Below are 20230 nucleotides of genomic sequence, written 5' to 3' on the forward strand. Positions count from 1 at the left end.
GTTGCTTACTTCTACTCAGCCCCAGCCAAACGAATACGACACCAAGTCGTCACAGAGGCAATATCCACAGGGAAATTTTTAGGAGAGGTGAGCGTATGAGAGATTGTCTCTGAACAACCAGGACGCCCTAAGCCGATCTGCGGGGCGCCATCAGCCGCTGTTTTGATTGATCAATCATAGCAACGCAGACTATTGCCCTTGCGGAGGTCGCTGACGCTCACGCGCAAGTTCCGAAAGAAACTGCGGAGGACCAGGGACCACGGGGTTCGTTTCGTCTAGACCGGCGCCCCAGGCGTCCTCTCCGTCAGCGCCACGGGCGATGCTCCAAGCTTCGAGATTGAGCCATTACGAGCTTAAATATCGGCTCGGCATTGAGCGATACAGATTGAGATACAAACTGTGATACAATCCGGTACGAAAATCTCAGAAAAACGCTTTTAAATCAACACGAGAACCGGTGCGGTGATGCATCTCGACCGCACCATTAAATTCGAAAGCGGAACCTCCAGCCCGTTGAATTCGAGCACGGCGGGGAGCGTCCTTGTCGGGGCGCGAGGCTTTTTGCCTGGTTGCGATCACGAATGTGGCCCAGTGAAGAAGCAATCGGCGCGCGGAGCCATCTATGCGGTTGGCGTGCAAACTATTCGCGCACCAAGCGTCCGGTTGCCCACCAGATCACAAATACAACAACGATCGATGCGTAGCCGTTCACGGCATGGTGGCAGCCAGTGTACACCGATCCGTACAGGATCAGGGCTGCAAAGTTCCAACCGAGAACGAGCCGGCGCTGGGTGTGGTTCGAGGGGCAGCTCGATCTCGACGCTGATCGGATGGTTCATGGCCTATGGTCCAGCGACGACCAAGGGTGGCCCGGTAATCTCCATATCGAATTAGCACCTTTGCGCTTGCCTTGAAGGCATCCTATTCTGGCGGGTAGTATCCGCTCGTGGGCATAGAATGTCGGTACTGCCTTTCTTAAGAATTTACGCGCTGCTCAACGCGGTGCTGGCTGCGACTGGGCTTGTGGCGGTGGCTACGCTCACGATACCGGACATGTCCGGACGAAGCAGACTGGCTTTGGCTGCCGTGCTCGCGGTCATTTGGGGTGTCTATCTCCTGGAATTGGCGGAGAAACTGCTCAAGCGCCGGACGGGAGACGTTCGGGACAGGACGCCGGCAATCGCCATTGATGTGCTCGCGGTTTTGGTTCCACTCGCCGCATTTCTGCTCGTCGGCACGCCCGACCGGAGCCTCTACTGTGCTGTCTGGCTGCTCAAACCGCTGCGCGATTCAACTTTCTTCCCGCTGCTGGGCAGAATCCTGACCAACGAAGCGCGCAACCTGATCGGCGTCGCCACGGTCTTCGGCATCGTTCTTTTCGGTTTTGCGCTCGCAGCCTATGTCATCGAGCGCGACGTCCAACCGCAACAGTTCGGCAGCATCCCCCAGGCAATGTGGTGGGCGGTGGTCACGCTGTCCACCACCGGTTATGGCGACGCTATTCCGGAAAGCTTCGCCGGCCGCGTCCTTGCCGGGGCGGTCATGATGAGTGGCATCGGCATCTTCGCGCTCTGGGCTGGCATTCTTGCCACCGGCTTTTATCAAGAAGTCCGTCGCGAGGATTTCGTCCGCAATTGGCAATTGGTCGCCGCCGTGCCGTTGTTTCAGAAGCTCGGCCCGGCCACACTAGTCGAGATCGTGCGCGCATTACGACCTCGCGTCGTGCCGGCGGGCGCTGTGATCTGCCGCAATGGCGAGACCGGTGACCAGATGTTCTTCGTCGTGGAGGGGCGCGTCAGCGTCGCGACGCCGAACCCGGTGGATCTGGGCCCTGGCGCCTTCTTCGGCGAGATGGCGCTGATCACCGGCGAACCGCGCTCGGCGACCGTCAGCGCCACAACGGTGGTCTCACTCCTGTCGCTACACTCGGCGGATTTCCAGATGCTGTGCAGCAGCAGCCCGGAGATCGCAGAAACCATCCGCAAGACCGCGCTCGAGCGGCGCGGCGCGGCAGCTAAGGGTTGACCGTACTAGGTGTTCGTCAGAGGAGGATGTGATGGCAAGGCTGCCAGCTGCCTGCCGATGGTGGCTGGCCGGAACTACATGCTTTGCCGCTGCCGAACCATCCTCAATACAGGTCGCCACGGAATCGTAGAAAAATGGCTTAAAATCAACGCGGGAGGCGTTGCGGCGCTGCATCTCGACCGCACCATCAAATTCGAAAGCGGAATCTCTTGCCCGTTGAATTCGAGCACGGCAGGGAGCGTCCTTGTCGGGGCACGTGCTTTTTGCCTGATTGCGGTCGCGAGTTTGGCTTATGCGAAGTGGCCATCGGCAGGCATGGCCATCTATCGACAAGCGCACATAACTATTCGCGCACCAGGCGTCCGGTCGCCCACCAAATCACCGACACAACAACGATCGATGCGTAGCCGTCCACGGCATAGTGCCAGCCAGTGAACACCGATCCGTACAGGATCAGGGCTGCAAAGGTCCAACCCAGAACGCCAAGCCAGCGATTGATCGATGACAGCAAATAGGCGTTCAATGCGGCAAAGGCGACATGCATGCTTGGCATGGCCGAGATGCCGCCGCCAAGACTTGGCCGGCCGCTTTGGTAAGCCATCAGGAGATATGCCGCGGGTTCCCGCACCATGTAACTATGGTCCAGCCTGTCCAGGGCCGCATTCAATCCGTGGAAGCGATCCACGCCGACAAAGTGGTGGTAGTAAACCGGTCCGACCGATGCCAGCGCCACGGCCAAGACCGTTCCGAGGACGGACAACGTCAGCGCTGCTGCGCAGAGATAGCGGATGCGGGCAATCTCGTCCGACCAGAGCGACACGAAAAGGATGGCGCCGAACCACTGGTAAAACCAAATGACTTCATAGCTGTTGAAGACGACGAACGACCAATTGTTGCTGTCGAGCTTATGGACGATCTCCCATGGCGGCATCCCGTGCAGCCATTCATCAGCGTCGGCCAACCAGTTGTCGGCATAGTATGGGACGACGGACGGGATGGCGATCTTGTAGGTAGAGAACGCGGTCAAGCTGGCAAAGAAGAACAGCAGCACCAGCAGACAACCGCGCCAGCGCCCTTGAACCAAATCCAGTGCGTAGCGAACCGGTTGCCGCCGGCCATGGATTAGCGCGGCACAGCAGACGCCACCGATAAACAACACCGGAATGCCAACAAGAAACTTGTGAGAATAGATTAAGGCGGACGTATAGAATATTTCTGGATATAGTGCAGATGCGCCTAAAACGTATGTCGCCATGAACAAGGAGAGGCGCAATTGCCATATGGCGGAGGGCCTGTAGCGAGAGGCTTCCGTGGTTAGGGCCAAACCAATTTACCTGTTCTTAACGTTTCGCCGGAGAGACACATACACCGGTAAGGTAAAAACCTTGCCGCCAGGTTTACTTTTCGCCGGTGGTCGACATTTGCCGGCCGGCCCGCATGCGGTGGATCGATTCCCTGAGCAGTCTTGCATCCGCATCGCTGTCCATGCCCCCGCGTGAAGGAATTGCCCCGGAGCCTCGGGGCCGAGCCGGCCGGTTGCTTGAACACGGGCCCGCCACGCCCTCAGTTGACATATCATAAGTTTTAGCTTATCATAAGTCATGATTTATGATTATGCAGGAATGGTGGCCTTGGCCGATCCGACGCGCCGAAAGGTGTTCGAGCTCATCGCCGATCGGCCACGCTCGGTCATCGATCTGACGCGAGTGCTTCCGGTCTCGCAGCCGGCGGTATCGCAGCACCTCAAGGTCTTGAAGGAAGCCCGGCTGGTCCGCGCAGAGCCGAAAGGTGCCAGCAACATCTATCATCTCGACCCGCATGGGCTCGGCGAGATGCGCGCCTGGCTTGACCGCATGTGGGGCGATGCGCTCGACGCCTTCAAATGGGAAGTCGACAACAGCAAGGAGAAGAGGAAATGACGACCATGATCAAGCCCGCGCCGGTCAGGAAGTCGGTGACCGTGGAGGTGCCGCTCGACAAGGCGTTCGATGTGTTCACCACAGGATTCGGGCGCTGGTGGCCGGCTTCGCATTCGATCGGCAAATCCGCCCTGACGACCGCGGTGATCGAACCGAAAGCCGGCGGCCGCTGGTACGAGATCGGCGAGGATGGGTCACAATGCGATTGGGGCGAGGTTCTCGCCTGGGATCCGCCGTCGAGGCTGACGCTCGCCTGGCGCATTGGAGCCGGCTGGCGCTACGATCCGGCATTGCTGACCGAAGTCGAGATCCGCTTTGTCGCGCTCGGCGAGAACGCGACGCGCGTGGAACTCGAGCACAGGCTTCTGGAGAACATGGGCGAAACCGCAGAGGCGATGCGCGAGGCCTTCGAATCGGAGGGTGGCTGGAGCGGTCTCCTGGACCGCTATGCGGCTGAGGCCAAGCGCCACGCCGCCTGATCGGGAAGCCGTTAAGTCCAATATCCAGTGAGGCCGTCGCACCCTCGGCCTCGCCGTTTTTGAATCAGTGTCGATCTGCCCATCTGGTTGACCGGGGCGGGGAGATACGCTGCCCTTTACCTGCCGCCGCGAAGGTTTGCAGCGCCGCAGGTTTGTAGAACGTCCTCTCCTCCTACCATCCGGTATGCGCCGCGTCGTTTGGACGCGCGAACGGCGCTGTAGCAATTTGTCGTTGTGCATGGTCCTTTCGCAAAATCGATTCCGATTGTCAGGATCATGGTCTAGACCTGACAGGCACCTTATCCGGAAATCCGATGGCGGGAGGCGCTGGTGGAAGGCCAGGACGAACAGATGACCGGCGCCCGGGCGGCCGAGGAGCGCCGCGCCGACATCTATGACGAGGACGGCGTCATCCTGTCGTCGTTCCTCGCCCAGATCGGTGCCGCGATCGCCGATCGCGATACGCTGACGCTGAAGCGCGAAGTCGACGATCTGCACCAGTCGGAACTCGGCCACCTGCTCGAGGCCCTGCACCCGGAACAGCGACGCGCGCTGGTCGAATTGCTGGGCAAGGATTTCGATTTTTCCGCGCTGACCGAGGTTGACGAGGCGATCCGCCGCGACATCGTCGACAGTCTGCCCAATGCGCAGATCGCCCAGGCGGTGCAGGATCTCGATTCCGATGACGCGGTCTACATTCTCGAAGACCTCGACCAGGAGGACCAGGACGAGATCCTGTCGCAGCTGCCGTTCACCGAGAGGATCAGGCTGCGGCGTTCGCTTGACTATCCCGAAGAGACCGCCGGCCGCCGCATGCAGACCGAGTTCGTCGCGGTGCCGCCGTTCTGGACGATCGGCCAGACCATCGACTACATGCGCGAGGACAACAATCTTCCCGACCGTTTCAGCCAGATCTTCGTCATCGATCCGAGCTTCAAGCTGCTCGGCGCCATCGACCTCGACCAGATCCTGCGTACCAAGCGCTCGGTCAAGGTCGAAGAGGTCATGCATGAGACTAGGCATGCCATCCCGGCCACCATGGACCAGGAGGAGGCGGCACGCGAATTCGAACAATACGATCTTCTGTCCGCCGCCGTCGTCGACGAGAACGAGCGGCTGGTCGGCGTGCTGACCATCGACGACGTCGTCGACGTCATCCAGCAGGAGGCCGAGGAAGATCTGCTGCGCATGGGCGGCGTCGGCGACGAAGAACTCTCGGACAGCATCTTTTCGACCTCGCGCTCGCGCGTGCCGTGGCTGCTGGTCAATCTTTTGACGGCTTTCCTGGCGGCCTCGGTGATCGGCCTGTTCGACCGCACCATCGAGCATATCGTGGCGCTGGCGGTGCTGATGCCGATCGTCGCCGGCATGGGCGGCAATGCCGGCTCGCAGACCATGACTGTCACGGTGCGGGCGCTGGCGACCAGGGACCTCGACATCTACAATGCCGGCCGCATCATCCGCCGCGAAATCGGGGTGGGCTTCATCAACGGCATCATCTTTGCCATCCTGATCGGCCTCGTGGCTGCTGCCTGGTTCCACGATCGCAATCTCGGCGGCATCATTGCGGCTGCGATGATCATCAATATGTTCGTGGCGGCTCTGGCGGGCATCCTTATCCCGCTGCTGCTCGACCGCTTCAAGATCGATCCGGCTGTGGCTTCGGCGGTTTTCGTCACCACAGTCACCGATGTCGTCGGTTTCTTTGCCTTTCTCGGGCTCGCCACATGGTGGTTCGGCGTGCGCTGAACGTCACCTCAATTGACTTTTACGTAAATGCCATGCGAGGCTTTGAAAGGTGCCTTGTCCGCCGATTCTGGTACGCGCCTGGGCGCTGGCGGCGCCGGCCAGTTGGAACTCGCGGCGTGGCCGGGGCATTGGAGTGACGATGCGGGAATATTATTCGATCACGGAGCTGACCCGCGAATTCGACGTGTCGACGCGGACGTTGCGCTTCTATGAGGACGAAGGGCTGGTGCAGCCGGTAAGACGCGGCCGCACGCGGCTGTTCCGTCCGTCGGACCGGCATCTCATCCGCCAGATCATGCGGGGAAAAAGACTCGGCTTCTCGATCAACGAGATCCGCGAGATCATCCAGATGTACAGGGAGCCGCCCGGCGAGGTAGGCCAGCTCAAACTGATGATCAAGCGCATCGAGGAAAAGCGCGAGGATCTCCGCCAGAAACGCCGCGACCTCGAAGAGACCCTGGCAGAGCTCGACCAGGCCGAGGAATCCTGCGTCGAGCGGCTGGTGGAGCTCGGCGTCACCACCTAAGCCGGTGTCAGCCTCGGCTCAAATCCAGCGCCGCACCCTTTTGGCGTAGTCCCGGTATTTCTTGCCGAATTTGGCCGTCAGCACCTTCTCCTCGCTCTCGATCGTCAGCTTCTGCGTCAGGAACGCCGCGATGACTGCCAGCGGCAGGAACCAGGCGATCCCAGTGACAAAGGCGAGGCTGACCAGCAGCAGCGTGTTGGCGAGGTAGATCGGGTTGCGGCTGACGGCGAAGGGTCCGGTGGTCACCAGATGGTCAGGCACGCCGTTCGGGTTGAGCGTCGTCTTGGCGCGGATCATGGTGCGGATTGCCGTGAACCAGAGCGCGGCAACCGCCACCAACCCCACAAGGCCGGCGGCGAACAGGATGTCGCCGAGAAGATCGCCGATCCACGGCAGCGGATAGAACAGCCCTAGCGCGACGCTGACGATGATGGCAGCGATATAGATCAGCGGCGGCCATGGGATGTGCCCCAGCTTCGGCTGCCCAGGATTTTGCTGCATGGGTTTCGGGTGACTGTCGCTCATTATTGTCCTCCCTCGATTAGCGCGTTCCCGGTTCCGCCGCCTCGGTTTGGGCGGTGCAGGTGCCGGCGAGCTCGCCAATATGCGCCTTCCACTCTGGGGACTGGTCGTCGCTGTAGAGCCGGTCAAGCGAGGCTTCGCCCTGGAGAGTGTCCAGCATGCAGGCACAATAGCTGGAGCAGAACTCGGTGTCGCGTGCCTGCTCGCAGGATATCTGGCAGGATTTCAGAAAACGCACCTCCCTGGTTTCGGCCTGCGCCGGCATGAATTGCGAAAACAGCCAGACCGAGCCGATCAGCACCGGCTGATGGATCAGATAGAAAGCAAGGCTGTGCCGGCCGATGAAGACCAGCGGATTTGCCCAGCGGCCGGGCGCCAATGCCGACAGCCGCGTCAGCGCGCCGGAGGTGGCGGCGAGCTTGGTAACCGCGATGCCGGCAAGTACGGCGCCGAACCAGGGCAGCAGCGGCACGTAGTCGTTGGAGCGCGGGTTGGTCGCCGACAGGCCGACCCACCACAAAGCCGGATGATCGAACGTTTCGGATCGCAGGTAGAAAGGCGCAGCGACGACGAATACGGCGACAAGCAGCGTCAGCAGCGCCGGCAGGCGCAGGAACGCCAGGCCGAGCAGGCTGGCGAGCGCGATCTCATGCAATATGCCGAAGAAGATGAAGCCGTCGGGCGTGGCGATGCGGGTGACCAGCGATATTGCGAGCGCTGCCCCGGCAACCATGGCGAAGCGCTTCCAGAAGCCGGTCCAGCGGATTTTTTTGCCATGGGCGAGATAGAGGCTGATGCCGACCAGGAACAGGAAGCTCGAGGCGATGCAGCGCGCGTAGATTTTCCACCAGCCGAAGGCGGTGAGGCCGGGATCGGTGTAGCCGAAGAATTCGACGTCCCAGGTGAAATGATAGCTCGCCATGGCAAGCAAAGCGATGCCGCGTGCAATGTCGATAACGGCGATGCGCTTCGACTTCGGTTGATCCTGAACGGCTGCGGTCGGCGTGTCGATGCTCATGGTCTCGCTGTCTTGATTCAGCCCCGGCAAGACGACTATCACGGTTGCCACCGTCAAAAGAAGCAGGACCTTGCGTCGTGTTGGCGCCGGTCGGCATCAGGGCTGCTTTAGGCCACAGCCGGAAAGCCTTTGGCCGGCGTGCTGGCGTTCTTCGGCCTGGGCGCGGTTTTCGCGACGCTCGGGCTGCTGGCGGTGGCCTGCGGCTTCGTCACCTGGCGTTATCTGCCCAAATCGCTTTGATGTGCGAGCGCCGCATGGCGCTCGCGCACCCAGTTGTGGAAGCGGTGCAAGTCGTATTCCTCGGGCATCAGCACGCCGGCCTTGTGGCGCATCGAGCGCAGGCCCATCTGGTTGACCTCGCAGATATCAGCATCCTCCTCCAGCACCTGGGTACCGAACGCGACGATGTTGTCGATATCGGCGGCCGGATCGGCGAGCGCTTCGCGTCGCGGCAGACGAGCAGCCAGTTGCGATACCAGATGGCCTCGAGATCGCGCTGATAGGCTGCGATGTCCCAATAGGCTGTTTGACGGCAGCGTCGGCTCGGGCCGCGTCAGGCCGTTGTAGGGAATCGCTTGTTCGGGCTGGGTTGCATGCCGGCTTCCTCCCCATCCGCCAGCCGACACCCGGCTGCGAAAATTGTCAATCGCGGCGCCGGTCTGCGAACTTGGCGAGGCGGCGCATTCGCCACACGATCCGGCGGAATTTGGTTTGCCGGGCGCGGCGATTCTGCCTATAGTCGCTGATGTCGTCGGTTCCGTTTGGAACCAAGAGGGAATGCGGTGCGGGCGAAATTGTTTGCCCAATGCCGTGGCTGCCCCCGCAACTGTGTGCGGTAGTCCTCTCCATATGCCACTGAAGGTTCGCCTTCGGGAAGGTGGGGAAGGGCGCTGATCCGCGAGCCAGGAGACCTGCCGGCGACAGGAAACTGACTTCTATGCCCTCGGGTGGAGGGCGAAAGGACAAGACATGAATACCGCTTCCGTTTCGCTCGGCGCTTCCGCCTCCTCGCAGTCGCGTCTCATGCAGCTGGCGCTTGCTGCATTCCTCGGCATTTTCGTCATGGGCTTTGTCGGCTTCTCGCATATCGATGCGGTCCACAATGCCGCGCACGACTATCGCCATTCGATGGGCTTTCCCTGCCACTGACAAGGGGCTGACATCATGACACTGTTTCGCAACGTCGTGTTCATCGCGGCGATCGCAGGGCTTGTGGCCGGCGTGGCTCTCGCCTGCATGCAAGCCTATGCCACGGTGCCGCTCATCCTGAAGGCGGAAGTCTACGAACAGGCCGGCGGCGGCCATGACCATGCCGCGGCACCTGCGGCACCGGCCGAAAACGCCGCGGGCACGACGGCTATGAGCAGCGCCGCGCCGGCACCGGCTGAAGCAATGGCTCCGGCGGAAGACGAAGGCTGGGCGCCGGCCGACGGTTTCGAGCGCTTCGGCTTCAGCGTCGTTGCCAATATCGTCACCGGCATCGGCTTTGCGCTGGTCCTGATCGCGGTTTCGGAATTCGCCGGCGGCATCGGCAACTGGCGCCAGGGCCTGTTCTGGGGGCTTGCCGGCTTTGCCGTGTTCACGCTGGCGCCGGGCCTCGGCCTGCCGCCGGAACTGCCGGCGATGCCGGCGGCCGACCTTGTCCAACGCCAGATCTGGTGGTGGGCAACAGTGGTGGCGACCGCCGCCGGGCTCGGCCTTATCGCCTTCCGCAGATCGTTGCCGCTGGCGATCCTTGCCGTAGCGTTGATCGTGGCGCCGCATATTGTCGGCGCGCCGCAGCCCGATAGCTTCGAGACGGCGATCCCGGAAGGCCTGCACCACCAGTTCGTGGTGGCGGTGACGCTGACCAACCTGGTGTTCTGGCTGGTGCTCGGCGCGGTCGTCGGCGTGGTGCGCGGACGCTTCACGGGCACGGCGACCAGCCTGCGCGACAGCTTTGCCTGACCGCGCGGCGGGGGCACTGCCCCGGGTCATCGGCGGGGCGCGCCCCGGCAAGCGCGCGCATGCCGAGAGCCTGGTGACGGTCGGCCCGCCGCCTTGGAGCTATATCGCCACGGCGCAAGCCTATGACGACGAGATGCGCCAGCGCATCGCGCTGCACCGCTCGCGCCGCGGCGCCGGCTGGACGACCATCGATGCGCCGCTCGACCTTGCCGGCGCGATCGGAGCGCTGCCTGACGGCCAGCCGGTGCTGATCGATTGCCTGACGCTGTGGCTGACCAACCATATGCTGGCCGACCATGATGTCGAGGCCGAATGCCGGAGGCTGGCCGATGTGCTGTCGCGGCCGCGTGGGCCGTGGTTCGTGGTGTCCAACGAGGTCGGCCAGGGCATCGTGCCGGACAATGCGCTGGCAAGACGGTTTCGCGACGCCGCCGGCCGGCTGAACCAGGACGTCGCGGCTGTTGCCGGCACCGTGCTTTTGATGGTGGCGGGGCTGCCGCTCAAGGTGAAATGACATGGCTGATACTATCGATCCCAAGGACGAGGAACGCCACCGCGCCAAGATGGCCAAGCGCAAGGCGGTGCAGGACGCCGAGGTCGCGGCCAAGACGGTCAAGAAGGGGCTGCTGATCGTCAACACCGGACCGGGCAAGGGCAAGACCACGGCCGCCTTTGGGCTGGCGCTCAGGATGCTCGGCTATGGCAAGCGCGTCGGCGTCGTTCAGTTCATCAAGGGCAAATGGCACACCGGCGAGAAAGACGCCTTTGCCGCCTTCGGCGACCGTGTCGTCTGGCACGCCATGGGCGAAGGCTTTACCTGGGAGACACAGGACCTGAAGCGCGACATCGCGGCGGCCGAGGCTGCCTGGGCGAAAGCGCTGGAGCTGATGGCCGAGCCGTCGATCAGCCTCGTGGTGCTCGACGAGCTGAACATCGCGCTGCGCTACGACTACCTCGATCTCGAAAAGGTGGTCGCGGCGCTGAAGGCGCGTCGCGAAGGCCTGCATGTCGTCGTCACCGGCCGCAACGCCAAACCGGTATTGGTCGAGGCGGCCGATCTGGTCACCGAGATGGGCGTGACCAAGCACCACTTCTCCGCCGGCGTGAAGGCGCAGCAGGGGATCGAGTTCTGAGGGGTGTTGCTGGCGCCTCTTCTTCCTTCTCCCCTTGTGGGAGAAGGTGGATTGGCGCGCAGCGCAAAGACGGTTGAGAGGTGCTGGCCGGGGCGCTGTTGGTGCCAAGCTGGAACACCCCTCATCCGGCCGCTTCGCGGCCACCTTCTCCCACAAGGGGAGAAGGGAAAGCCGCACGAAGCGGCTCGCCCCTGGAATGGTAAGGGTGAGGGGCGGCGCCGACCTGACGCGATTATTTGAGGCGTAGCCTTATTTTGTTCTTGCTTTGTGCCGGCAGCTATGCTACTAATTTGGCTATGGTGCTAATTGGGCTCCAACGACCCGTCGCTTGGCGGTTTTTGTTTCGCCTGAGATCGGGCGAAGATCACAACAGAATTACGACCGTCGAGATTACCCCAAACAGTGCGATCAGCAGAAAATCGGCGATCCGGTAGAGTTTCAGTGCCGCCGGATCTCAGGGATAGAGTTCTGGTCGCTTGCGAAGCTGGAGATTGTTCGTGGACCAGGCGGTAATCGTCTATCTTATTCTCAATGATGGTCAGTTTGGTGCCGCTGACGAACGCGAATCCATTTATGCGCTCGAGGATCGGCTAGAGAAAGCTATCGAGGATGCATCGGTCGGCGAGTTTGACGGTGACTTGTTTGGTGAAGGCGAATGCATCCTTTACATGTATGGGCCAAACGCTGAACGACTTTTTGTCGTAGTCGAACCCTTATTGAAATCTTCTCCCGTAGCTGCCGGTGGGTACGCGATCAAAAGGTTTGGCGTGGAAGCCGATCCGAGCGCAAAGGAAGTCCGTGTTACCTGGTAGGTCGGGTTTGCCGACCCATTCGGACGTTCACGCGGCGATGACGATCACCGCGACCACGCCGAACAGCGCGATCAGCAGTAAGTCGGCGACGCGGTAGAGTTTCAGCGCCCGTCGGATGTCGGTGCTCTCGACATCATCGCGCCGGCCGCCTTCGCCCATCAATGCGTCTTCGACCATGACGCCGTCATAGGAACGGCGGCCGGCGAGCGCCAGGCCGAGCGCGCCGGCCATCGCTGCTTCCGGCCAGCCGGCGTTGGGCGAGCGGTGTTTTTTCGCATCGCGCCGCACGGCGTGCCAGGCGCCCTTGGCGTTGGCGCCCTTGACCAGAAAAGCGGCGAGTACGATCAGCAGCGCCGTCAGCCGCGACGCCGGCAGATTGATCCAATCGTCGAAGCGCGCCGCCGCCCAGCCGAAGGCTTCGTGGCGCGGGGTGCGATGGCCGATCATCGAATCGGCGGTGTTGGCGGCCTTGTAGGCGACGCCGCCGGCGAGCCCGCCGATACCGAGCCAGAAGGCCGGAGCGACGACACCGTCGGAGAAATTCTCGGCCAGGCTTTCGATCGCGGCGCGGCAGACAGCGGCCCTGTCGAGCTTTTCCGGGTCGCGACCGACGATCCGCGAGACGGCAATGCGGCCTATATCCAGTCCGCCGCTGTCGAGTGCGTCGGCGACCGCTTCGACATGCTCGGCCAGGCTCTTCTGCGACAGCAGCGACGTCGCCAGGATTGCGGTGACCAACCAGCCGAGGGGAATGCTCCAAAGCAAGGTTTCGAGCCAGAGGGCGAGGGCGGCCGGCACCAGCACGATCACCAGCAGCGCGACGACGCCCCAGCGGCGACGGTCGGCGTCGGAATCAGTGGCGCGGTTGAGCCTGCGGTCGAGAAAGGATATCAGCCTGCCGAACCAGGTGACGGGATGGCCAATGGCATCGAAGAGCCGGGCCGGGTAGCCGAGTACAAGTTCGATGGCCAGCGACAGGAAAGTGATCAGGATCGGCATGAAGTCTCTTGATGGAGTGACGGCGGCAGTTGACCACGGCGGAAGCCTTGGCCGGGCGAGGGCGCTTTTCCCTCACGCGCCGCTGCCTTTCGTCGACCTCTCGACCGGGATCAATCCGCACTCCTACCCGCTTTTCGATTTGCCCGCCACCGCCCTGTCGCGATTGCCGGAAACAGCGCGCAGCCGCGACTTGGCTGAACGCGCGGCAAGCGCCTATGGCGCCCCGTCGGCGACGAATGTCGCAGCGGCGCCCGGCACGCAGATCCTGTTGCCGCGCGTCGCTTCCCTGGTCAGCCCGGGCACGGCGCTGGTGCTCGGGCCGACTTATGCCGAGCATCGGCGGGCAGCGGCGATCGCCGGCCATGCGGCGGCTGAAGTCCATGATTTCGAAGCCCTGGCGGCGGCCGACCTTGCCGTCGTCGTCAATCCCAACAACCCGGACGGGCGCGTCGTCGAGCGCGAAAGATTGCTTCGACTTGCCGGGATATTGCGCGCCAGAGGTGGGCTGCTGGTGGTCGACGAGGCCTTCATGGATGTCGGCCCGCGCAGCGAAAGCCTGGCCGGCGACGTCGACCAGGGCGGCATCGTCGTGCTGCGTTCGTTCGGCAAGTTCTTCGGCCTGGCCGGCCTGCGGCTTGGCTTTGCACTGGCCGATGCGCTGACGGTCGAGCGGCTGGAGGCGCAATTCGGGCCATGGGCGGTTGCCGGGCCGGCGCTCGAATATGGCATAAGGGCGCTTGCCGATACCGGCTGGCAGGCCGGGATGCGGCGCCGTCTGGCCGAGGATGCCGCGCGGCTCGATACGCTGTTCGGCCGCTTCGGCGTGCCTGTCGCCGGTGGCACCGCGTTGTTCCGCTATATCAGGCTGGCGGGCGCCGCCGGCCTGTTTTCGGTGCTCGGCCAGCGCGGCATCCTGCTTCGGCATTTCGCCGATCGTCCGGATGTGCTGCGCGCCGGCCTGCCGGGAGCCGATGAAGAATGGCGGCGGCTCGAATCCGCACTTGCCGGCTGGGCCTCGCGGCGCGACGATGATGCCAAGGGAGAAACTACCCAATGATCCACGTCTGCTCGCTGTCCAAAGTCGAGGAAACGGTAACGAAGACCGGGGCCGGGCGGCTTCTTTCGCTGCTCGCTGCCGGAACGGAGGTGATGCGACCGGCCTCGATCACCAGGGAAAACCATCTGCATCTGGTCATGCATGACATTGCGGTGGCGCAGGAGGGCATGACCATGCCGGGCGAGGAGCATGTCTTGAACCTGCTCGATTTCGCACGCCAATGGGATCGCTCGCGGCCGCTGGTGGTGCATTGCTATGCCGGCATCAGCCGCTCGACCGCCTCGGCCTATATCATCGCGGCAGCCTTGGCGCCGAAGCGCGACGAGGTCGAGTTGGCCGAGACTCTGCGCAGGCTGTCGCCCACGGCGACGCCCAATCCGCGGCTGATCGCGATCGCCGACACACTGCTCGATCGCAGGGGCCGGATGATCGAAGCGATCCAGGCGATCGGGCGCGGCGCGGATGCTTTCGAAGGCACGCCGTTCGAATTGAAAATCTGAGCCTAAAAATCCAGGAAAATGCGCAGGAGTTCTAACACACGGCCAAGGGGCGAATGATGATCGGGAGAATTTTGGCCATCGTTGTTGGCGTGGTCTGCGCGACAGGCAGCGCCATGGCCGCGTCCATGCCGGCTCTCAAGTCGATCGACCTGGCAGCGCTCCAAGCCACTGTCGAGGGTTTGGCCAAGGAACTTATGCTGCCCGGTGCCATGGTTTTGCTCAAGACTCCGCGGGGCAACCTCATCTTCGGCTACGGTACGACTGAACTGGGTGCCACGAACCCGCCGCGCGCCGATACCCACTTCCGTGCGGCCTCGAACACCAAGACGATGACCGCCGCTGTCATCGTGCAACTGGTGCAGGAAGGGAAACTGAGCTTCGCCGATCTGATCTCGAAATACGTCCAGCGCGTTCCCAACGGCGACGAGATAACCATTCGGCAGCTCATAACAATGCGGAGCGGCCTCCCTAACTTCACCAATGCGCCGGAACTTGCCGAAAGCCTGGACAAGTATCCTTACAGGGTATGGACCGCCGATGAAGTACTCGGCATGGCGTTCAAACGGCCGCCGGACTTCGCGCCGGGTGCCGGATTCGAGTACAACAACACCAACTACTATCTGCTCGGCCTTGTTGCCGAGAAGATCGACGGCAAGCCGCTCTCGACCATCTTCCGGGACCGCCTGTTCGGGCCGCTCGGCATGAAGAACACCGCGTTGCCGCCGAGCACGTCGAACGCCATCCCCGAGCCATACTCAAGCGGCTATCTCTACGGCAGTACTTCGTACGCCCTGGCTGATGCGCCCTATCCGGACGACCTCCAGGCTGCGGCCAGGGCGGGAACGCTCAAGCCCAACGACGACACATGGCAGAACCCGTCCGCCTACTTTGCGGCTGGCGGAGTCATCTCCACCGCGGATGACCTCGCGACCTGGATGCGCGCGCTGGTCGGGGGCAAGCTCTTCAATGCCGACTTCCAGCGGCAGTGGCTTGCAAGCCCTGAGGCGCCGGAGCCGGGCGAACCCGCCATGCAAAAATATGGCTATGGCATCCTAACGCTGACTTTCGGGCCTAACGAAATCTACTATCACGAAGGCGAGATGCCCGGTTACCAGTCCTTCATGGGCTACGATCCGGCCAATGATGTCACCCTGGTCATATGGACCAACCTGACTCTCGCGCTCGACGGCCAGGCGACCGCCAACACCTTGATGGTGAAGATACTCGACGAAATCTACACGGTGTCGCCGCTTCAAGACGTGAAGTGAGGATCCTCGCGCCCGAATGGAATCGCCCCTCGTGAGCGAGGCCTGAGGTGGTGGGATCAAACACCTACGCCAACCAATCCGCCAGCTTTGCCTTGCCCACGTCCCTCAGCAGGCCGATGAAGCCGTCGGCCTGATGTTCGGCGGTCAGCCGGCCTTTTTCGGCGGTAGCAATGCTGGCGTCGCCGACCACGCCATTCGGGTTGAGGTCGCTGGCGATCCAGGCGAAGGCGTGCGTTCCGGTGTGGCGCAGCAGCGAAAATTCCTTTTCGGCGCGGGCGACCTTGGACACGAAATTGTCGGCCTTGGCCATGTCGACGAGGTCGGGCCGGAAATGCAGCATCAGCGAGGTCTCGACGTCGCCGCCATGAATGCCGTGGCGGTCCTCGAGCTCGGTGTACATGCCGGCCGGCCGGCCAAAACGCTGCCAGCTGGTCTTTACCGCCAGCATCTTTGCCCGCACGCGCAATTCGCGGGTGATGATGCCCATGATCTCCTCATTGCCGCCATGCGAGTTCACGACAATCAGTTTTCGGACGCCGGCGCGCGCGACCGACAGGCCAAGTTCGGTCCACGCCTCGACCAAGGTCGTCGCCGGCAGGGTGAGGGTGCCCGGCGCATGCAAATGCTCGTTCGACTTGCCTACCGCCTGGACCGGCAGGATGCGGATGTCGAGATCGCCGGGCAGGCGCGCGATCACCGTTTCCAGCATGCCGTTCATGATCGAGGTGTCGGTCGAGACCGGCAGATGCGGGCCGTGCTGCTCAATCGCCGCCAGCGGCAGAACGGCAATGGTCGCCTCAGGATCGACGGTCGCGTATTCGGTGGTCCGGTAGTCACCCCACCATACGCGTTTTTTTGCAGCGGTCATGTCATGCCCTCTTGAACCGACAAGCCCAGACCTAACGCGGGAACGATCGGCTGTCGATCATCCCGCCGCAATGACCTCGATCTCGACCTTGAATTCCGGCCGGGCAAAACCGGACACGATCATCAGCGTCGAGGCCGGCGCCGGGCTGGCAAACAGCCGGTCGCGAACCTCCATATAGGGCCGCAGGAAGGCGCGGTCGGTGACGTAGGTGTTGATGCGGACGATGTCGGACAGGCCGAGCCCGGCCTCGCCGAGAATCGCCGCTATGTTCTGGAAACAAAGCTCGGCCTGTGCGCCGGCCTCCTCGGGGATCTGGTCGTCCGGGGTGATTGCGACTTGGCCCGAACACAGCACCAGCCGCTTGCCGGGCGGCAGTTCGACACCATGGCTGTAGCGGGCGAAGGGCGGCTTGATCGACTTCGGCGTGAGAAATTTGAACATGGCAATCTCCGTTCACGGCAGCCTAAAGCGGGATCGATGCGGGCATCAAGATGGCGGTGCATGTCACGAGGGCGATTGTGGACAGGCGATCAAAAAATAGGCACGATGCCTTTCGTACAGCATGACCCGTCCGGCCTTCGCGCCGCCATTGCTCAGGCGGGCATTGCACAAGCGGGCGGTCCCGGCGCAACGCGCCGGTGGCATGTGTCTTGCTTCTTGAAACAATGGTGTCGAGCCCGACGCGTGACGCGCCGGAGCGAACAAAGGGTGGTGTGGATGTACGGAAAACTCAAGATTTCGGCGGGCGTGATCGTGCTGCTTGGCGCAGGCACGCTTGCCGCGGCAGCGAACGAAAAAGTCACCTTCGGCACCAACTGGCTGGCCGAGCCGGAGCATGGCGGTTACTACCAGGCCGTGGTGGACGGCACCTATGCCGCCTGCGGCATCGACGTGACGATCATGCAGGGCGGCCCACAGGTCAGCGGCCGGCCGCTGCTGCTGGCCGGCAAGATCGATTTTTACATGGGCGGCAACCTGCTGTCGGCCTTCGATGCCGTGCAGCAAGGCATACCGATGCGCGTCGTGGCGGCCGACTTCCAGAAGGACCCGCAGGTCATCATGTCCCATCCCGGGCAGGGGCTGGATAAATGGGAAGACCTGAAGAACGCCGACCAGTACATCCTCGGCGACGAAGGTGCGCAGACCTTCTTCCAGTGGATGGTCACCGACCTCGGCTTCGATGCCGCCAAGCGCGTGCCCTACACCTTCAACCCGGCGCCGTTCATCGCCAACAAGAAGTCGATCCAGCAGGGTTACGTCACCTCGGAGCCATTCGCCGTCCAGAAGCAGGGCGGTTTCACGCCGAACCAGTTTCTGCTGGCCGACTATGGCTGGGACACATATGCAACGACGGTCGAGACCATGCAGGAGACGATCGACAAGCGTCCCGAGGTGGTCCAGTGCTTCGTCGATGGCTCGGCCAAAGGCTGGTACAATTATCTCTACGGTGACAACAAGGCCGCCAACGAGATGATCAAAAAGGAAAATCCGGACATGACGGATGAGCAGATCGCCTTCTCGATCGAGCAGCTGAAGAAGTTCGGCGTGGTCGATTCCGGCGACAGCGAAAAGCTCGGCATCGGCGCCATGACCGATGCGCGCATCCAGAGTTTCTACGACAAGATGATCAAGGCCAAGGTCACGCCGGCGGGCATCGACATCAAGAAGGCCTACACGCTGGCCTTCGTCAACAAGAGCGTCGGGCTCGACCTGAAGAAGTAGGCCGTGAAGCTGGAGAAAGTGGCGCAACAGCCAGGAAGTATACCAGGGCCGACGCTGTTGGCGCTGCGCGGTGTCGGCAAGGTGTTTTCCAACGGCGTCACCGCGCTCAGCAATGTCGAGCTGACGATCCGGGAAGGCGATTTCCTCAGCCTGCTCGGGCCGTCGGGCTGCGGCAAGTCGACGGCGCTGCGGCTGATTGCCGGCCTGTCGACGCCGACCTCGGGCGTGCTCGACTGGCGCGGCAGCGGCGCCCTCGAGCGTTCGAATATCGGCGGCCGTTCAAATATCGGCTTCGTCTTCCAGGAGCCGACGCTGCTGCCCTGGGCCGACGTCTTCGACAATGTCTGGCTGCCGTTGCGGCTGAAGGGCGTGTCGCGGGCCAAGGCGGCGCCGGCGGTGATGGAGATGCTGGCGCGGGTTCACCTGACCGGCTTCGAGAATGCCGTGCCGCGCGAACTGTCGGGCGGCATGAAGATGCGCGTCTCGATCGCCCGCGCCATGGTGACCAAGCCGCGCATTCTGTTGATGGACGAGCCGTTCGCCGCACTCGACGAGATCACCCGCTTCAAGCTCAACAACGACCTTCTCGAGCTATGGCAGGATGAGCGTTTTACCGTCGTTTTCGTCACCCACAGCGTCTTCGAAAGCGTATTCCTCTCCAACCGCATCGTCGTCATGGCGGCGCGGCCGGGCCGGGTGTTTGCCGAGCTTGCCGTCGATGCATCCTATCCGCGCGACGAGGCGTTTCGCACCTCGCCCGACTATGCCGCGCTCTGCCGCCAGGCATCCGACGTGCTGATCGGCTCCATCAACTCAACTGCCGGACCGCATCATGACGGCCATTGAAGAACCAGTCCTGGCGCTCGACCCGGAGGAGGCGCGCCGCGTCCGCCAGGAGCGCTTCGAGCGCATCGGCAGATGGCTGCTGCCGCTGGTGATCATGATCCTGGCCATCTGGCTGTGGGACCGCATCTGTGTCTGGAACGACATCCCGAAATACATACTGCCGCGCCCCGGCGTGGTGCTGCAAACGCTGCACGACGATGCCGGGCTGCTGTTCTCCTCGCTGCTGGTGACACTCAGGATCACCTTCTTGAGCCTGCTCCTCGCCGTGGTCGGCGGTGTCGGGCTGGCAGTGCTGTTCGCTCAGTCGAAATGGGTGGAGATGTCGTTCTTTCCGTTCGCCATCGTGCTGCAGGTGACGCCGATCGTCGCGATCTTTCCGCTGATCAATATCTATGTCGACAACCAGACGACGAAGCTTTTGCTTTGCGCCTGGATCGTCGCCTTCTTCCCGATCCTCTCCAACACCACGCTCGGCCTCAATTCCGTCGACCGCAATCTGCGCGACATGTTCAAGCTCAACGGTGCGACCCGCTGGCAGCAATTGCGCTATCTGCGGCTGCCGGCGGCGATGCCTTATTTCCTCGGCGGGCTGAAGATCGCCGGCGGCCTGTCGCTGATCGGCGCGGTGGTGGCAGAGTTCGTCGCCGGCGCCACCGGCCAGTCGTCCGGCCTCGCCTCGCGCATCATCGAGGCCGGCTACCGGCTCAACGCGCCAAGGCTGTTCGCGGCGCTGATCCTGATCTCGCTCACCGGCATCCTGATCTTCCTGGTGCTGTCGCTGATTTCGCATCTCATTTTGCGGCGCTGGCACGAGAGCGCGCTGAGGCAGGAGCGGTGATG

The 20230-nt window shown here is 62.6% G+C and carries 23 protein-coding genes and 1 riboswitch; of the genes, 16 read left to right on the forward strand and 7 right to left on the reverse strand.

Annotated elements, in window-relative coordinates:
- The first annotated feature begins 957 nt into the window (after positions 1-957).
- Positions 958-2025 (forward strand): cyclic nucleotide-gated potassium channel, encoded by a 1068-nt coding sequence (locus tag NKH59_RS30215; protein WP_352539629.1) that lies wholly within the window; start codon positions 958-960, stop codon positions 2023-2025.
- Between the two features lie 343 nt (positions 2026-2368).
- Here NKH59_RS30215 and NKH59_RS30220 read toward each other — a convergent pair whose 3' ends face one another.
- Positions 2369-3280, reverse strand: coding sequence for a phosphatase PAP2 family protein (locus tag NKH59_RS30220; protein ID WP_352539759.1), 912 nt, complete (start codon positions 3278-3280; stop codon positions 2369-2371).
- Between the two features lie 346 nt (positions 3281-3626).
- On the opposite strand from NKH59_RS30220, the gene NKH59_RS30225 reads away from it, so the two are divergent.
- The 4 genes from NKH59_RS30225 to NKH59_RS30240 all read left to right on the forward strand — a co-directional run bounded on the left by NKH59_RS30225 (position 3627) and on the right by NKH59_RS30240 (position 6698).
- Positions 3627-3944, forward strand: coding sequence for an ArsR/SmtB family transcription factor (locus NKH59_RS30225; RefSeq protein ID WP_352539630.1), 318 nt, complete (start codon positions 3627-3629; stop codon positions 3942-3944).
- The gene (locus NKH59_RS30230; protein WP_254818127.1) at positions 3941-4423 is read left to right on the forward strand and encodes an SRPBCC family protein; all 483 of its coding nucleotides are present in this window, start codon (positions 3941-3943) and stop codon (positions 4421-4423) included. The genes NKH59_RS30225 and NKH59_RS30230 overlap by 4 nt, the downstream gene beginning before the upstream one ends.
- 351 nt (positions 4424-4774) lie before the next feature.
- On the forward strand, positions 4775-6172 hold the full coding sequence (gene mgtE, locus NKH59_RS30235) for a magnesium transporter (protein WP_502894205.1): 1398 nt from the start codon (positions 4775-4777) through the stop codon (positions 6170-6172).
- A gap of 139 nt (positions 6173-6311) precedes the next feature.
- Entirely contained in the window at positions 6312-6698 is a 387-nt protein-coding gene (locus NKH59_RS30240; RefSeq protein WP_023676566.1) for a MerR family transcriptional regulator, read from the forward strand.
- Positions 6699-6716: 18 nt separating this feature from the next.
- On the opposite strand, the gene NKH59_RS30245 is transcribed toward NKH59_RS30240, so the two are convergent.
- The 3 genes from NKH59_RS30245 to NKH59_RS30255 form a co-directional block, all read right to left on the reverse strand.
- Positions 6717-7223: a methyltransferase family protein gene (locus NKH59_RS30245; RefSeq protein WP_352470249.1), complete on the reverse strand. Its 507-nt coding sequence runs from the start codon at positions 7221-7223 to the stop codon at positions 6717-6719.
- A 16-nt stretch (positions 7224-7239) separates the two neighbouring features.
- The gene (locus NKH59_RS30250; RefSeq protein WP_352539631.1) at positions 7240-8238 is read right to left on the reverse strand and encodes a heparan-alpha-glucosaminide N-acetyltransferase; all 999 of its coding nucleotides are present in this window, start codon (positions 8236-8238) and stop codon (positions 7240-7242) included.
- A gap of 218 nt (positions 8239-8456) precedes the next feature.
- Positions 8457-8864, reverse strand: coding sequence for an SRPBCC family protein (locus NKH59_RS30255; protein ID WP_352539632.1), 408 nt, complete (start codon positions 8862-8864; stop codon positions 8457-8459).
- Positions 8865-8973: 109 nt separating this feature from the next.
- Positions 8974-9171: riboswitch (cobalamin riboswitch) on the forward strand.
- Positions 9172-9207: 36 nt separating this feature from the next.
- On the opposite strand from NKH59_RS30255, the gene NKH59_RS30260 reads away from it, so the two are divergent.
- The 5 genes from NKH59_RS30260 (at position 9208) to NKH59_RS30280 (ending at position 12130) form a co-directional block, all read left to right on the forward strand.
- On the forward strand, positions 9208-9387 hold the full coding sequence (locus NKH59_RS30260) for a CbtB domain-containing protein (RefSeq protein ID WP_023676561.1): 180 nt from the start codon (positions 9208-9210) through the stop codon (positions 9385-9387).
- Positions 9388-9402: 15 nt separating this feature from the next.
- Complete coding sequence (locus NKH59_RS30265) at positions 9403-10185, forward strand: CbtA family protein (protein ID WP_352539633.1); 783 nt, start codon at positions 9403-9405, stop codon at positions 10183-10185.
- Positions 10178-10699: a bifunctional adenosylcobinamide kinase/adenosylcobinamide-phosphate guanylyltransferase gene (gene cobU / locus NKH59_RS30270; RefSeq protein ID WP_353023971.1), complete on the forward strand. Its 522-nt coding sequence runs from the start codon at positions 10178-10180 to the stop codon at positions 10697-10699. The genes NKH59_RS30265 and cobU overlap by 8 nt, the downstream gene beginning before the upstream one ends.
- A 1-nt stretch (position 10700) precedes the next feature.
- On the forward strand, positions 10701-11318 hold the full coding sequence (cobO, locus tag NKH59_RS30275) for a cob(I)yrinic acid a,c-diamide adenosyltransferase (RefSeq protein WP_352539635.1): 618 nt from the start codon (positions 10701-10703) through the stop codon (positions 11316-11318).
- A 497-nt stretch (positions 11319-11815) separates the two neighbouring features.
- Entirely contained in the window at positions 11816-12130 is a 315-nt protein-coding gene (locus NKH59_RS30280) for a hypothetical protein (protein ID WP_352470255.1), read from the forward strand.
- A 27-nt stretch (positions 12131-12157) separates the two neighbouring features.
- Here the strand turns inward: NKH59_RS30280 and cbiB are convergent, their stop codons facing one another.
- Positions 12158-13129: an adenosylcobinamide-phosphate synthase CbiB gene (gene cbiB / locus NKH59_RS30285; protein ID WP_352539636.1), complete on the reverse strand. Its 972-nt coding sequence runs from the start codon at positions 13127-13129 to the stop codon at positions 12158-12160.
- On the opposite strand from cbiB, the gene cobD reads away from it, so the two are divergent.
- From cobD to NKH59_RS30300, 3 genes are all read left to right on the forward strand, one after another.
- A complete protein-coding gene (gene cobD, locus NKH59_RS30290; RefSeq protein WP_352539637.1) occupies positions 13128-14186 on the forward strand; it encodes a threonine-phosphate decarboxylase CobD in 1059 nt (352 codons plus the stop codon). The genes cbiB and cobD overlap by 2 nt on opposite strands.
- Positions 14183-14686, forward strand: coding sequence for a tyrosine phosphatase family protein (locus NKH59_RS30295; RefSeq protein ID WP_352539638.1), 504 nt, complete (start codon positions 14183-14185; stop codon positions 14684-14686). The genes cobD and NKH59_RS30295 overlap by 4 nt, the downstream gene beginning before the upstream one ends.
- 125 nt (positions 14687-14811) lie before the next feature.
- Complete coding sequence (locus tag NKH59_RS30300) at positions 14812-15954, forward strand: serine hydrolase domain-containing protein (RefSeq protein WP_352539760.1); 1143 nt, start codon at positions 14812-14814, stop codon at positions 15952-15954.
- A 64-nt stretch (positions 15955-16018) separates the two neighbouring features.
- Here NKH59_RS30300 and NKH59_RS30305 read toward each other — a convergent pair whose 3' ends face one another.
- Positions 16019-16822 carry a creatininase family protein gene (locus NKH59_RS30305; RefSeq protein WP_352539639.1) on the reverse strand — a complete coding sequence of 268 codons (804 nt, stop codon included), beginning with the start codon at positions 16820-16822 and terminating at the stop codon, positions 16019-16021.
- Between the two features lie 57 nt (positions 16823-16879).
- Positions 16880-17263: a RidA family protein gene (locus tag NKH59_RS30310; protein ID WP_352470263.1), complete on the reverse strand. Its 384-nt coding sequence runs from the start codon at positions 17261-17263 to the stop codon at positions 16880-16882.
- A 276-nt stretch (positions 17264-17539) separates the two neighbouring features.
- Here NKH59_RS30310 and NKH59_RS30315 point away from each other — a divergent pair, with 276 nt between their 5' ends.
- Genes NKH59_RS30315 through NKH59_RS30325 form a run of 3 tightly spaced genes read left to right on the forward strand, consistent with a single transcriptional unit; the run spans position 17540 to position 20228 of the window.
- Positions 17540-18544, forward strand: coding sequence for an ABC transporter substrate-binding protein (locus tag NKH59_RS30315; RefSeq protein WP_352470264.1), 1005 nt, complete (start codon positions 17540-17542; stop codon positions 18542-18544).
- Positions 18545-18547: 3 nt separating this feature from the next.
- Entirely contained in the window at positions 18548-19390 is an 843-nt protein-coding gene (locus NKH59_RS30320; RefSeq protein WP_352539640.1) for an ABC transporter ATP-binding protein, read from the forward strand.
- Positions 19377-20228 carry an ABC transporter permease gene (locus NKH59_RS30325; RefSeq protein ID WP_352539641.1) on the forward strand — a complete coding sequence of 284 codons (852 nt, stop codon included), beginning with the start codon at positions 19377-19379 and terminating at the stop codon, positions 20226-20228. The genes NKH59_RS30320 and NKH59_RS30325 overlap by 14 nt, the downstream gene beginning before the upstream one ends.
- The last annotated feature ends 2 nt before the right edge of the window (positions 20229-20230 follow it).

It is taken from the genome of Mesorhizobium sp. M0998 (genome assembly GCF_040318885.1).
Classification (GTDB): Bacteria; Pseudomonadota; Alphaproteobacteria; order Rhizobiales; family Rhizobiaceae; genus Mesorhizobium.